Origin of the sequence: Limibacter armeniacum, assembly GCF_036880985.1 — a bacterium.
Taxonomy (GTDB): domain Bacteria; phylum Bacteroidota; class Bacteroidia; order Cytophagales; family Flammeovirgaceae; genus Limibacter; species Limibacter armeniacum.
In genome coordinates this window covers 1,567,106-1,581,852 of the sequence record NZ_JBAJNO010000009.1, presented here as the reverse complement: position 1 = coordinate 1,581,852, position 14,747 = coordinate 1,567,106, and the positions used below count along the sequence as shown (strand labels likewise).

Sequence of the window (14,747 nt, the reverse complement as noted above, 5' to 3'; positions counted from 1 at the left end):
AGTATAGCCAAGTTTGAAATATGCAGTCAAAAGAATAATCCCAACCTTTTGGGTTGGGATTCAGTGTAGACTGAATTGCCTACAAAGTAAATAAATCTTAAATGCTTCAAAAAAAATTAACAAACAGGGAGTGCCATTATACCCCTCTACAGTACCGTTTCATTTCCAATTGGGCAGAAAGGCTTCCGAGCTTTGCCGCCTTTTCCCAAAATGAACAAGCTTCTCCTTTTTTCCCTGTTTCAAACAGGCACTTACCATGAATGTTGTATACTTCACCTCTCTCTGGACGCATAAACTCAGCCCATAAGCAATCTTTGAGAGCATCTCCGTACTTGTGTTCCTTACAAAGCAGTTTGGCTCTGGTATAATACACTTCAAAATGTTCTTCAGGGACTTCTTTCGGTGAAATGACCACTGCATAGGCAGAGCCGTATTTTGATTTATAACTTTCAGTTGCAATATGTGTGGCTTTATTCAGGTAGTTGATACTGACATCTGTTTCCCTGAATTCTTCATCATATAAATGTGCTAACTCAACATATACTCTCAGGTTTTTGGGTTCACGCATGAGCCAGTATTCCAAAGCACCAACAGCTTCCATATTTCGGTCAAGGTACTTGAAACTCATTGCCATATAGTAAAATAAATCTCCCGTAAGCTCACGCATGCCATTGTCTCGCATAGGCTGTAAAAGGAACAGCACTTTTTTATAATTACCTTGATTAAAAGCTTCGGCAGCTTTTTGCTTGAGGTCATTGAGGGCTTGGTATTTCATCCTTACCCCATAGATTTCAAACTCAGGGTACTGCCGTAATATGGTGTTGACTTCCCATATTGCTTCACCTAATCGCTCTTCACCAATCAATTCTTGTGCACGAGCAAAGGTTGAGTCTCGTCTTTCAATGGTGGCTTGGTACTCCTGTTCTTTGAGGTATTGTCTGAGTTGTATCAAGGCAAAAACACAAATCATAAATGCCAGTACAGACATGATGATCCATTTACGAGCTGCTTGATCTTCTCGTAAGAGCTCTTCTCTACTTAAGGCACTGTCAGTAGCACTATAACCAGTTTGGTTAAATGGATACGAATAGTAGGTAGAGGAAGAAGTAGTTGCGGAGCATGTAGCTGAGTGTTTAAACTGAGAATAACTCAAATGGAGGTCATATAGCGCTCGCTGTGCTTCATTTGATAGCACTTGGTAAGCAGCTAGTATTTCCTTGAACTTTTCTTCAGAATGTAGGTTGTCGGGGTTCTTGTCCGGATGATATTTAATCGCCAGTTTTTTATAGGCAGATTTGATATCCTTGTTGGCTGCATTCGGACTAACCTCTAGAATTTCGTAATAAGTATTCATACCACTTAGTTTTGGGCTACTATCGTGATGTGTAGTAATTGTCTGATATATACAGTTGGGTTAAGTTATTCTAGGTATATACGGATAACAGTACACTATAGTAGAAGCAAAAGATTATAAATAAGCTTCGTTAATAGAGTTTCTTGGATTAATGAAAAAGTGAAAGTTATGATGGTAACTGTGTGTTAGTGGCTGTGTACGCTAATTCCGTTTAGTAAATTAATTGGTCGAAATAAAAAAGGTACAATTCCTTGAAGTGATGGTTAACGTTGTTTGCTATGTAATTAATATACTAAAATCTGAAGAAATTAAAGAGTATAAAGCAATGAATTAATGCTGTATTAAGTTTCGTTAATAAAGAGGGATTACTAACGAGGGAACTATTCGTAGAAAAGTAAAATCATTTCTTATTCAATGAATATATGTAATATTTGTGGCGAAAAATTAAATTAGTACAAAACAGAATGATCATTTCGATATGGTTATTTGATGAAGCTTGTTAGGTGCTATAAATAAAAAGGTGGAGAACAATGTGTGTGGCGAAGAAGCTTCTATATTGAGTTACCTCTTCGGATAATAATATTTATCTTTGATTAGATATAAAACCAAATAACATAATAAGACAACCACCATTAAAAATCTAAAAATGGATCAAGAGATTAAAGCAAAAGTGGATCAGTGGCTTGAAGGAAGCTATGATCAAGATACCAAAAACGAAATCAAAAGACTGCTACAGGATAACCCTACTGAAGCAGCTGACAGCTTTTACAAAGAATTGGAGTTTGGTACAGGCGGCCTGAGAGGTATCATGGGCGTAGGTACCAACAGAATGAATAAATATACAATAGGTATGGCAACTCAAGGATTAGCCAATTACCTGAAAAAGACAGTTGGTGGTCAGGAAATGAAAGCGGCAATCGCATATGACAGCCGTAATAACAGTGATTATTTTGCTGAAGTGACAGCTAAAGTATTTGCTGCCAATGGTATCAAGGTCTATCTTTTTGATTCATTGAGACCAACTCCTGAACTGTCATTTGCTATCCGTCATTTAGGTTGTCATACAGGGGTAGTACTTACAGCTTCCCACAACCCAAAAGAGTACAACGGTTATAAGGCGTATTGGGCTGATGGCGGACAGTTGGTACCTCCACATGACAAGAATGTCATTACTGAGGTACAGCAAATCCATTCCATCGAAGATGTGAAATGGGAAGGCAATGAAGATCTGATTGAAAAAATCAGTAAAGAAGTGGATGAGCCTTATTTGGAAATGCTGGAAGGTAATGCGATTTCTCCTGAGACAATCAAGGCTGAAAAAGATTTGAAAATCGTTTTCACATCAATTCACGGTACTGGTATTGTGATGGTGCCAGAGATTCTGAAAAGATTAGGTTTTGAGAATGTACACGTTGTTGAAGAGCAGAAGGAGCCAAATGGAAACTTCCCAACGGTAGTTTATCCTAACCCTGAAGAAGCTGAAGCCTTGAGCATTGCTCTTAAACAGGCAAAAGAACTGGATGCAGATATTCTTTTAGGTACTGACCCAGATGCTGACAGAGTAGGTATTGCTATCAAGAACCATAAAGGCGAATGGGTACTTTTGAACGGTAACCAAACAGCTGCGTTGCTTTTCAATTATGTAATTGAGAATCGAAAAGCGGAAGGACTAGCAAAGGACAATGACTTTGTTTGTAAGACCATTGTGACAACAGACCTGATAGATGAGTTTGCTAAGCAACAAGGAATGGCTTGTTACAATGTTTTGACGGGCTTCAAGTTTATTGCAGAGGTAATCAAGGAGAAAGAAGGTAAGGAAAACTTCATTATTGGAGGTGAGGAATCGTATGGATACTTGGTAGGAGATGCAGTTCGTGACAAGGATGCAGTTGCCTCAGCGGCCATGATCTGTGAGATGGCAGCACATGCCAAGCACCAAGGGAAGTCGCTGTTCGATCAGTTGATTGATATTTATGTGAAGTATGGCTTCTATAAGGAAAAGCTTATTTCTATTACCAAAAAAGGAATGAGTGGTGCTGAGGAAATTGCCACTATGATGAAAGAACTGAGAGCAAATCCTCCTGCGAGTATCAATGGCTCTGAACTACTCGAAGTTAGAGATTACCAGTCAGGTATTGCAAAGAATATTAAAACAGGTGAGGAAACGGCAATTGACTTACCAAAATCAAATGTATTACAGTTCTTTACAGCCGACGGCTCAAAAATCTCTGCACGTCCATCAGGTACAGAACCGAAAATCAAGTTCTATTTCAGCGTTAATGCCAAGCTAGACAATAAAGCGGACTTTGATAAAGTGGATGCTGACTTGAATGATAGAATAGAAGGAATTATTGCAGATATGAAACTGAGATAATTTGCTTTTAAGTTATAAAGCAGTAAAAAACCTCTGGTATAGTGCCAGAGGTTTTTTTATATCTGCTAGTGAGAAAGTTTCTATTTGTCCTGAACAACGTCATCCAGCATCCGCATGCTGCGACTTTCAAGATCCCTGTCAGATATAGTATTGGAAGATCTTGTAGCTCTGTTGTTCAGACGCCATTTCTCTTCTTCTTTTACTTGCTGATAGTAGTCTTTGATTTTAAGCCATTCTTCAATTGGAATGACCACGGCAGTAACATCACCTTGATCATTGTTTATAAATTCTAGCTCTTTTACCATAGCGTATTTGTATTGGGTATTAACACAATCCCTTCAAAACAGAATTAAATAATTAAAAAGTGTCTGAAAGGTAAAGAACATCAGGCTTTTGTATCCTGTAAGCCTAGTCTTATAACTGCAAATACAATCATATCTTATGTAAAGATAAAATACAATTTAATATTAAAAAATTAATGAATAGTAGTGATTAAATTTTTGGTTATTGTTTGATCAACTTTAGAATAATTTTTTCATGTTGGTCTATAGCCTGCAAAACGGAAGGACCTTGAGGGAGCGGAACTGGCAGTCTAAATGTGGTAAATCCCTCTTCGAACATCTGTTTTTGCTCCAGAATAACTCTCCCGTGTAGGTCCATGACTTGAATGATCAGTGATGTGGATGAAGGTGTATAGACTTGTAGTGCAAGCTGATCTTGAGAAACGGGATTTCCTGACAAGTTGGTAACTGACAGACCATTTTCCTGATTACTGACTTTTACTATTGGGGAGTATTCAAAATCGCTGTTGAAATCTTGCTGTCTTAGCCGATAATAGGATACACCTCCAAGGGGAAATCTATCATTGAATTCATAGTCAATTCGGTATTGGGTATTGCCATTTCCTTCTACCTTTCCAATAACTTCAAAGTTGGCGCCATCAGCTGAACGTTCAACTTCAAAAAAATCATTGTTAACCTCAGATGCAGTTGCCCATTTTAGCAGGATACCGTCCACAGTAAAATTAGCGGAAAAGAAAATCAATTCAACAGGTAATATGGCTGCAGGTGCTACCAAAGCTGTTGCAATCTCAGTTGTGATACTGGTATTGAACTGAAGTTCTGTCAATGCATCAATCAAGGATGGATTGATTTCTCCATCGATGGGAGTGTCTTCATTGTCAGGTAGCGTAATTCTTTGTGTTAGCTCATCACTTTGTGCAGTATTGGCAGTCGATGAAATCAAAGTGCCTTCATTGATGATTTCTGTGAATTCTCGGCTGAAAAGATTTCCAACTATAAGAATGCTTCCTTCCCCTGAGTTTTCGAGGGTATTCTGATTATTGATATTCTGACCTTCTCTAATACTTAAATCACCTAAAACAATCAGAACACCATTGTTAATGACTTTACTGACTTTGACACCTCCACCGCCTGTACCGCCGACAGATTGAGTTACCTCCATATTGCCATTGACGATTACCACGTTGTTTTCTGCAATATTCAGTTCTGAACCAATAATAGAAAGATCACCTTCATCCATCTGTTGTTTGGTGATGAATACATTGTTGACATCATTGATTAGTCTGTTTTGTGTAATGACCTCTGGCAAGACAATAATACCTCGGTCTCTGATGTCAGGAATATCTTGTGCATAACCCTGAAACGGAAATGCAAGACAGAAGAAGACTAAAGGCAGGAGTAAGGTAAATGTTTTCATAGCAGTGTAGTGTTTGATAGGGAAGTTGTATTGAAAGTGTTTGTAATGATTTGATTACTAATTCATAAGGAAGGGGAGGAGTAGTTGAGAGACTCCTGATATATTTACCGAAGTTAAGGGATGTATTTTTCAAAAAATATGATTTTTCTTATTGAACAAAAAAAGCCAGACCTGTTTAACAAGTCTGGCAATGGAAATGGAGTGTGTGCGTGTTTAGCGTATAATTTTAATGGATTTCTTTTGATCCTTTGAGTAAACCGTAAGGACCATTATGCCTTTAGAAAACTTGTTGTGAGGGATTGTAAATAGTGATTGTCCTTGTTGAGCTGAGATTGTTTGGTGATACAATACAGTTCCATTAATATTCATCAGGCTAATTTGCATGTCCTGTGTATCAGGAGAGTAAAGTTGAATTTTTAGGTGACCTTGTGTTGATGTATTATTGGCTAGGGCTTTAATGTTCCACTTTTCAGGTTGGGTATGGTTTACCACAAGGTGAAAGTATTCAAAAGCACCATTGTAATCCACTTGCTTTAATCTGTAGAATAAATTTCCGTTAAGGGTTTCAGCGTCAAAGTAGCTGTAGTCAATGCGTTGTTGAGCTGTTCCATTTCCCTCCACAAAACCAATAGAGGTAAAGTGTTTGCCATCAGTTGAGCGTTGAATTTCGAAGTAATCGTTGTTGACTTCAGAAGCAGTAGCCCATGTCAGGTGTACTCCACCTTCGCTGTTCGGTTGAGCACTCATGAATATCAATTCAACTGGAAGTACAGAATTTCCTGTCTTTTCATTTGCCTCAAGTATAAGATTGTATAACTCTGAGTCATCTCCTTCAATTGAAGATGTATTCTTGGGTGAGTTACCTTCAATGTCGCCACCTGTACTGTTGACGTTTTCAGCATAAATATTACCACCAGTGTTGTCTGTGTTTGACTGTGGACCGGCTTTAGAGTCTGTGTATGTTCCAAAAGTAACAATGCTGCCGGAAGTATTGTCGATGTTTACATTTCCTTGTTGAGATACGATAATATCACCATAAGCGACAATATAATTACTGTTATTCACCTCACCCAAGTTGTTGACCTGAATACTTTCAGTAACTACTAAGGCTCCGTTAGCTCCAATATTTACGGTAGCACCATCAACAGAAAAGTTACCATTCACCAACAATACCCCTTCTATGATCAGCGTGGTACCTGACCCGATAATAAGGTCGCCATCATGATAGACATATTGGTCACTTGCCATGACTTGTGTTGGGGTGTGTGAAGTGGCAGGAGTTTCACTCTCACCAGGGTTTGTGATAAAAATACTGTCATTGGAAGTGGAGGACGAAGGGGCTCCTTGTACTAGGTCTTGCCATGTTGTGGCTATAGTCCAATTACAGCCATCTAAACATCCGCCAGCATTACTTCTATAGGTAGACTGTGCTGAAACTAATTGAAATGATAATATTGAAACGATAGTAAATAGGATCTGTAATTTTTTCATAGTGGTAATAGTTTGCTGATTCACAGGTGGTGGAGGTGGCAGATATTCGTAGATTTATGTGAATTGGTTTTCCTCTGTAAGAATATCCGGATATTTGTATAGTTGAATAGTAAATGTGCTTAAGTGTCTGTTTCCCTTACGCATAATCAAATGTGCTAGTAAACAAATTTTAATGTAGGCGTCATAATCACTTTTCATTACATATGAAAGAAATAGGAGGTGTTGGGGTTAGGTAGGAGGAAATGTATCGGAAAAAAGGCAAAGTAATCTTCTAGAAGTTAAAAGAGGGTTGAAGAATGTCACTTTATGTAAAGCACTAGCTTTGAAAAGTGATATTGTGAAGAAGCTTTAATTTGTAATTTATTTTATCAAAAAAGTTGAAATTATTTGTAAATCAGGGATTTTTCTGTTGAAATATATTTAATAATACCTGTGATTTCAGGTGGCGAACCAGAAAATATAGGTGCAGATCTGTGTGATTTTTGAAAATACAGTCAGTAAAAAGCAGGTTTTAGCTAGCGTTTTTTATTAAATATCACTTTGTAAGAATTCTAGATAGTTTTAGGTATAAACAAAAAATCCAACTTTGTACAGTTGGATCCTTTTTGATAGCAGGGATAGAGATGTTTTTATGGTTTGATGATTTTTATACTGTTGCTATAACCGTTGGTCGTGCTGTGAAGAATAAAAAGTCCTTTGGGAACTTCAGAGAAAAGCTCTAGCAAGGTTGTACCTGAAGGAACCAATACCTGATTTTCATGGACGAGTGTACCATTGATGCTCACCACCCTAAAATGAAAATACTGACTGATTGGACTGTAAATTTGTACCTGTAAAGTGCTGTTGGTAATCGGGTTGCCCGAAAGGTTCTTGACTTCCGTTGCTGTACCTTCCAAATCTCTTAATGAAATTGTGAAAAGTTCAAATTGTCCATTGTAATCCACTTGTTTGAGTCGGTAATACAACGTTCCTTTTGGTGGCTGTTCGTCTGTAAATTCATAGTCAATTCTGGTTTGGCTGTTACCACTTCCTTCAATAGCTCCAATCACCTCAAAGCTTTGACCGTCGGTTGAGCGTTGTATTTCAAAGTAATCATTACCTTCTTCTGAGGCAGTTGCCCAAAAGAGCTCAACTTTTCCATCCTGATGTCTGGCATTGAAGAAAATAAGTTCAACAGGTAGTACAGTGACATAATTGATATTGGAAGCTACCTGATCGCAGCCTGTTCCTGTACAGTTGACAGTCATTCCTGAATCATCTTTTCTTTCAACAGTGAAGTCAATATAGTACTGAAGTGTACCTCCACCTCCTGATATATCAGTTCCAGTGGGAGCATCTGTAAATTGGTAGGAGGCAGGGGAGTTGAAGTCTCCCGTTGGAGTAAAGCCCGTAAGTTCTTCTCCCGGATCAAGAACTCCATCACCATTATCATCCCTGTAGAGGTTGATATCTGTAACGTTCACTTTGTCAGTATCCACTGACGTGACGTCCCAATTGATATCAGCTGAGCCATTGCCTGTTGCATCAGTGAGTATGGCAGTGAAGTTCTCTACTCTTACCGAAGTGCTGATTGTACCTGTATCATCTACTCCTCCTGCACATGAGATATCATCAATTTCACCAGCAAGATATTCAACGAAATCACCGTCACCAAAAATGGCATCTCCATCACCATTGAGGTCTTTCAATATATAAATCTTAGGCAGGTTGCTATTCCCCATACCTGTATTGACAATGATACCGTCACTTCTAGGACAGCCGTTGTCGTCTTCAATAATTACTTCAGAACCTTCAGGTAAGAGGAGGTAGTTGTCGTTAGAATTGGATGCATTCATGACAAAATAACCACTGGGTTCAATGGTAAAGGAAACGGGAATGTCAATGGGGGTGAGATCAACCACAATGTCCATATTGCCACTGGTGGCACCTACATAGCTGCTAGTGATATTTATATAGGCTCTTGTACAGCTACTGCCTGCTCCAGAAGTATAATAGTTAATCACATCTGTGAGTGGAAAATCTTCAGCTTGATTGGGGTTGGCACCACCGCCAGTGACGGTATAGGCACAAGCGTTGGAAAAGTTAGGGAATAAGAGGTAACAGTCAGGGTCTGTAGTAGGGCAGTTTAAAACACCTGCTCCAGTTACATTATCCAATATTTGTGGGACACCACTTGAATAGTCAAAACTATTCGTAATAGTTAATACACCATCTATATCCATTCCGGCATCGGAGTTCATCAGGAATAAGTCACTGACAATGACTTCACCACCACTGTTGATTGTCATGATTCCATTATCAAAGGATAATTGCTGTTCAAATGTCACTTTGCCACTGACTTCAATATCTTTTCTATTTTGAAAAGCCACGTCATCAGTAAAGGTCAATTCCACTCCACTTTCTACCACTATCAGGTTATAACTGTTGTTCCAATCGTTTATAGTAAGACCATTTATCGTCAAAAAGTCATTCAAGTCAGTATATGTATCTGTACATGTTCCGCTCACTGTTATGGTTGGTGGTGTAAGGGTTACTGTACAACTTTGTGTATAGCCATTTATAGAAAGAAAAATACAGCAGAAAATGGTGAGGGGAATGATATAATGCCCTTTCATATTAAGTGAAAGGCGTATAAGTGATTTCATACAGTTACAGTTGTTTAGTTGGGTAATAGATAGTGGAAAGGGGATAGGTTGGTGTTTTTTGAGGGCTATAGGGTGTTTCAAGTTTTTATGTAAACATTCACAAACTGTATTTTTGTTCCAATGGGAGAGATTGGTTATGGGTTGTTATTGTTGTGGTGAATGAAAAAAAGCCGACTTCTCTTTGAAGAAATCGGCTTTCAATTTTGACCTGTGATTAGGCTATTGTTTTATTATTTTCAGTGTCTTTTGGAAGTCATTGGCAATAACCTGTAGTAAGACAATTCCCGGAATAATCCTGTCTGAGCCTATTGTCAGTAAGGTTACCCCTGTTGGTACAGTTCTCTGTTCAGAGTGCAGTATTGTACCGTTTTGTCCGATCAGGTTGAACCATACTGTTTGAGAAGTCGCACTATAAACCTGAAGTTTGAGCTCTTGTCCACTCATCGGGTTGCCTGACAGGTTGGTGATATCAAGGTACTTGTCTGCACTGTCTTTGATAAACAGGTTGAAATACTCAAACTTGCCATTGTAATCTACTTGTTTCAGACGGTAATAAACTGTGCCTTTAGGAGCATTAGTATCTATAAACTCATAGTCTATTCTTGCTTGACTATCTCCGTTTCCATTAACAGAACCAATGATTTCAAAGTTTTTGCCATCAGTGGAACGTTGTATTTCAAAGTAGTCATTGTTTACTTCTGATGCGGTTGCCCAAGTAAGCATAACATCAGAAGATTGACGTTTAGCAGAAAAGAAGATCATCTCCACAGGTAGAATTGTAGTACACTTACCTGACTGAGAAGATGTATACTCCTGTCCGTTGACTGTTAGTTTACCAGTAGCACCTGATTGTATGTCAATTTGTACCTTGATATCTCCACAGTCAAAGTCACCATAAATATTGACATTTTGTGTACTGTTCTTCTCAAGAGTTATGTACCATTTGAATCCACTGTTATCTGGAAATGTAAAAGTCTCACAAAAGTATATGTTGATATCTTCAGTATCACCTTGTTCTACAGTAGCTGTAAATGTGTTACTGATACTAACATCACCTTTGGTAATAATTGTACTACCACCCTCCATGTCGATATTCTTCATGCTAATAGCTCCACCTGTTCCATCAAGGATTACTTGTTGTCCATCATAGATAGTGAGGGTTCCTTTCATGCTTGTGTCAATGGTATAGTTACCACTTGAAGGTGCTGAGTTGTCAACAGTGTAACTTCTATCACATGGTGCCAAATAGTTGTTTTTACTCAACCAGTCAGCTAATTCTGGATCAGGATCATATGCACCAGCAGAAATGGAACCATCTCCATTTATGAAAGTGGAACAGCTTCCACAGTCGTCATATTTAGCCCAGTCAGGGATTGATAATGTCCCTCCAATTTCAAGATCTCCGTTAATCAGAGTGAGGTTAGCACCACCACTGTTGATAATTGTAAAGTCACAATAAGACTTGAATTCCCCTTCCAAGATAGCCCCTTCACCAATTTCAGCATTATTGACCTCAATGTACGAGTTTGGGTAGGCGTGAAGGTCACTGCTTCCACTATTTGTCAACGTAAATTTACCTGTAGTACAGCTAGTGCAATCAGAGCAAGGAGAGCCCACATACAGTTTACCATAGATTTCAGCAGTTGTTGAAATACTGAGGTCTCCTGTTACATTCATGGTGCCATTACTGCCAATAGTCAGTTTTTTTCCTCTCGAATCATCGATATTAACATCTGAATTGATTGTGATCTCACCATTAACTTCTAGCTCAAGATTCCATGGGTTGGTATCCCAGCTGTTAAAGGTGGCATGAACTCCTTCGTTGATTACAATGATATTAGCTCCTCCTGACAATACAGTTGATTTATCATAGGTACCATCACATTTTATGTATACAGTATTGCCTACAGTTTCAGTGCATTGGGAGTAGCCGAATGAGTAAGAAAGAATTAAAATTATTATTGTAAAAAGTTTATTCTTCATATAAAAAGTCAGTATAAGTATATAAATGCGTGCGCATATATAGAGGGAGAGTTGTATTTTTCTGAGAGAGAGGTATTTGAATTCTAAAATTTTGTGAATGAAAAAAGTTCAACCTTCACTGCGAAAGTTGAACTTGAATTACTTTTAATAAGGTATTGTTACTGCCTTATTAGTTTCAATGATTGTGAGAAATCGTCTGTTGCCGCTTGTAGTATAACCACGCCTGGATTGATATGTCCAATGTCAATAGTTAGCAGTGTATTACCACTAAATACTGTTTTTTCTTCTAAATAGTAGACCATCCCATTTTGACCAATCAGTTTAAACCAAATTACTTGATTAATAGGACTGTAGACCTGAAGTTTTAGGGAAGTACCTGTTACAGGATTGCCTGACAGGTTAAGAATACTCAATTCTCTCGCTGCATCACTTTTAATGATAAGTGGATAGTATTCAAACTGCCCATTGTAGTCTACTTGTTTCAATCGGTAATAAATGGTGCTTTTAGGAGCTTCTGTATCTATAAACTCATAATCTATTCTGGCTTGACTGTTTCCGTTTCCATTTACAGAACCAATGATTTCAAAGTTTTTACCATCAGTAGAACGTTGTATTTCAAAGTAGTCATTGTTTACTTCTGAAGCTGTCGCCCAAGTAAGCATCACATTGGAAGATTGACGTTTAGCAGAGAAGAAAATTAACTCTACAGGTAGTAGATTTTTACCTTCAAGCCAATCTTTTAGGCAGGGAGGGTTTGTCTGTTCTACAGAAATGCTTCCTGACCCACTGATTTTATTGCTTAAAGATCCTCCACTATCAGAACAACTTGTATCCCAAGTGTCAATGTTTAGTTCTCTACCAATTTCTAGTTCACCTTCAATTAAAGTAAGCTCTGATCCACCACTATTAGTAATTTTAAAGTCACAATAGACTTTCATTTTGCCTTCTAATGTCACTCCTTCTCCTATTTCTACATTATTGGCTTCAATGTAAGAGCCTGAGTAGGTGTGGATATTGCTACTTCCACTATTTGTTAAAGTAAACTGGCCTGTAGAACAGCTATTACAATCATAGCAAGGTGAGCCTACATACAATTCACCATAAATTTCAGCAGAAGTAGAAATAGTCAAGTCGCCTGAAACATTCATGCTGCCGTTGCTATTGATAGTTAGTTTTTTACCACCTGAGTCACTGAAGTTAACATCTGAGTTGATAGATACTTCTCCATTGACTTCAAGTTGCAAGTTCCAAGGACTAGTGTCCCAACTGTTAAAAGTGGCATGAACTCCGTCATTGATTACAATGATATTAGCTCCTCCTGACAATACAGATGATTTATCGTAGGTGCCATCGCATTTGATGTAAACAGTATTACCTATTGTTTCTATACATTGTGTATAACCAAATGTAGATGAGAATAATAGGAAAATGATGGTAAAAAATTTCTTCTCCATAAAAAGTTAGTTATGAGTGTTAAGTGCAAAATTGAGTGCGAATATATGGAGAGAAGATTGTATTTTTCTGAGAGGTAGTTGATTGAATTCTAAAACTTTGTGAATGAAAAAAGTCCAACCTTCACTGCGAAAGTTGAACTTAAATTACTTTTGATAAGATAATGTTACTGCTTGATCAACTTCAGTAATTTCGAATATTGACCTGTTGTAGCCTGTAATATAATCATTGCGGGATTGACATGCTCAATATCAATAGTGAGTAGTGTATTACCACTAAATACTTTCTTTTCTTCTAAATAATAGACTACCCCATTTTGACCAATTAGTTTAAACCAAATTGGTTGGTCAATAGGACTGTAAACCTGAAGTTTCAGTGTATTACCTGTTAGAGGATTCCCAGAAAGGTTAAGGATACTAAGGTCCCCTGCAGCATCACTTCTTACAATAAGTGGGTAGTACTCAAACAGGCCATTGTAATCCACTTGCTTGAGGCGATAATATATATTTCCGTTAGGTACTGTAAAGTCAGTAAATTCATAATCAATTCTAGCTTGGCTGTTACCATACCCCTCAACAGAGCCGATTATCTCAAAGTTTACTCCATCGGTAGAGCGTTGTATCTCAAAATAATCATTGTTTTCCTCAGATGCCGTCGCCCAGATAAGCAAGATAGAATTGGTTTGTTTCTTGGCGGAGAAGAAGATTAATTCTACTGGTAAAACTCCTTTGTCGTCAAGCCAACTTTCAAGGCAAGTAGGATTGGTTTCTCCTACTTTAATGCTTCCTCCTCCTGAAACATCTAGTTTGTCTGATATAGCAGCATCACTGCTACAGTCTGAAACTCCTTCTAGCTTTAGCTCTCTTCCAACTTCAAGCTCCCCTCCAATCAAAATCAACTCAGCACTTCCACTATTTGTGATTTTAAGGTCACAGTGTATCTTGATTTTACCTTCTAGTTGAACACCTTCCCCAAACTCTGCGTTGTTGGCTTCAATATAGGATCCTGCATATGAATGAATATTACTACTGCCACTGTTACTCAAAAACAACATGCCATCTGTACAGCTATCACAATCACTACATGGAGAACCAGCTTTTAGCGTACCATAAATATCAGCATTTTGAGATATTGAAATGTTAGCAGCTTGAATAATTCCATCACTTGCTAAAAATAGGTCAGCAGCACCACTATTGCCAAGTGAGAAGTCTCCTGAAGCATTTATTTCTCCATAAATATCAGCTTCATTTGATAAAGTGACATTTGTAGCTTGAACCAAACCTGTATTTCCTAAAATTAGACTTGTACCTCCACTAGTGGTTAGTGATATATCTCCAGTACTTGTGACACTACCATTAATATCAACAGTACCTTGTAAATTAAGTGAACCTCCATTGATATTCATTTCACCACTTTCTGCTATAGTAAGTGTTGAGTTATTTCTGACTGTTCCCCCATTAATTATTAGAGAACCTCTTATATCAAAAGAAACAATAGGGTAATACTCATTCCAACTATTAAAAGTTGCTATTACTCCTTCTTCAACTACGACTAAGCCATTGTTAGGTAGATCAGATTGGTTGTAAGTACCACTTGTAGAGATTATATATTGTGAGTAACCATATGTGGATGATAGAAGAAGTAGCAGAGTAAGTGTGAAAAATCTATATTTCATACTAATGGATCCTTATTTTTAGCAAATAATTGTAAAAAAAAATATTTGTTAAGT

At 37.8% G+C, this 14,747-nt stretch carries 9 protein-coding genes; 1 reads left to right on the top strand and 8 read right to left on the bottom strand.

Features of this window, described 5'->3' with window-relative positions; genetic code table 11:
* Nucleotides 1–136: 136 nt before the first annotated feature.
* Nucleotides 137–1,354, bottom strand: a complete 1,218-nt coding sequence (locus V6R21_RS24285; RefSeq protein ID WP_334246121.1) for a DnaJ domain-containing protein — start codon at nt 1,352–1,354, stop codon at nt 137–139.
* A gap of 646 nt (nt 1,355–2,000) precedes the next feature.
* Between V6R21_RS24285 and V6R21_RS24280 the strand changes: the two genes are divergently transcribed.
* On the top strand, nt 2,001–3,728 hold the full coding sequence (locus V6R21_RS24280; RefSeq protein ID WP_334246120.1) for a phospho-sugar mutase: 1,728 nt from the start codon (nt 2,001–2,003) through the stop codon (nt 3,726–3,728).
* Between the two features lie 80 nt (nt 3,729–3,808).
* Here V6R21_RS24280 and V6R21_RS24275 read toward each other — a convergent pair whose 3' ends face one another.
* The 7 genes from V6R21_RS24275 to V6R21_RS24245 all read right to left on the bottom strand — a co-directional run bounded on the left by V6R21_RS24275 (nt 3,809) and on the right by V6R21_RS24245 (nt 14,693).
* Nucleotides 3,809–4,033, bottom strand: coding sequence for a hypothetical protein (locus V6R21_RS24275; protein WP_334246119.1), 225 nt, complete (start codon nt 4,031–4,033; stop codon nt 3,809–3,811).
* 199 nt (nt 4,034–4,232) lie between these two features.
* Complete coding sequence (locus V6R21_RS24270; RefSeq protein WP_334246118.1) at nt 4,233–5,447, bottom strand: fibronectin type III domain-containing protein; 1,215 nt, start codon at nt 5,445–5,447, stop codon at nt 4,233–4,235.
* Between the two features lie 213 nt (nt 5,448–5,660).
* Nucleotides 5,661–6,938 (bottom strand): fibronectin type III domain-containing protein, encoded by a 1,278-nt coding sequence (locus V6R21_RS24265; protein ID WP_334246117.1) that lies wholly within the window; start codon nt 6,936–6,938, stop codon nt 5,661–5,663.
* A gap of 629 nt (nt 6,939–7,567) precedes the next feature.
* Entirely contained in the window at nt 7,568–9,583 is a 2,016-nt protein-coding gene (locus tag V6R21_RS24260; RefSeq protein WP_334246116.1) for a hypothetical protein, read from the bottom strand.
* Nucleotides 9,584–9,802: 219 nt separating this feature from the next.
* The gene (locus V6R21_RS24255; RefSeq protein ID WP_334246115.1) at nt 9,803–11,566 is read right to left on the bottom strand and encodes a fibronectin type III domain-containing protein; all 1,764 of its coding nucleotides are present in this window, start codon (nt 11,564–11,566) and stop codon (nt 9,803–9,805) included.
* Between the two features lie 158 nt (nt 11,567–11,724).
* Entirely contained in the window at nt 11,725–13,020 is a 1,296-nt protein-coding gene (locus V6R21_RS24250; protein ID WP_334246114.1) for a hypothetical protein, read from the bottom strand.
* Between the two features lie 164 nt (nt 13,021–13,184).
* Nucleotides 13,185–14,693: a hypothetical protein gene (locus V6R21_RS24245; protein ID WP_334246113.1), complete on the bottom strand. Its 1,509-nt coding sequence runs from the start codon at nt 14,691–14,693 to the stop codon at nt 13,185–13,187.
* Between the last annotated feature and the right edge of the window lie 54 nt (nt 14,694–14,747).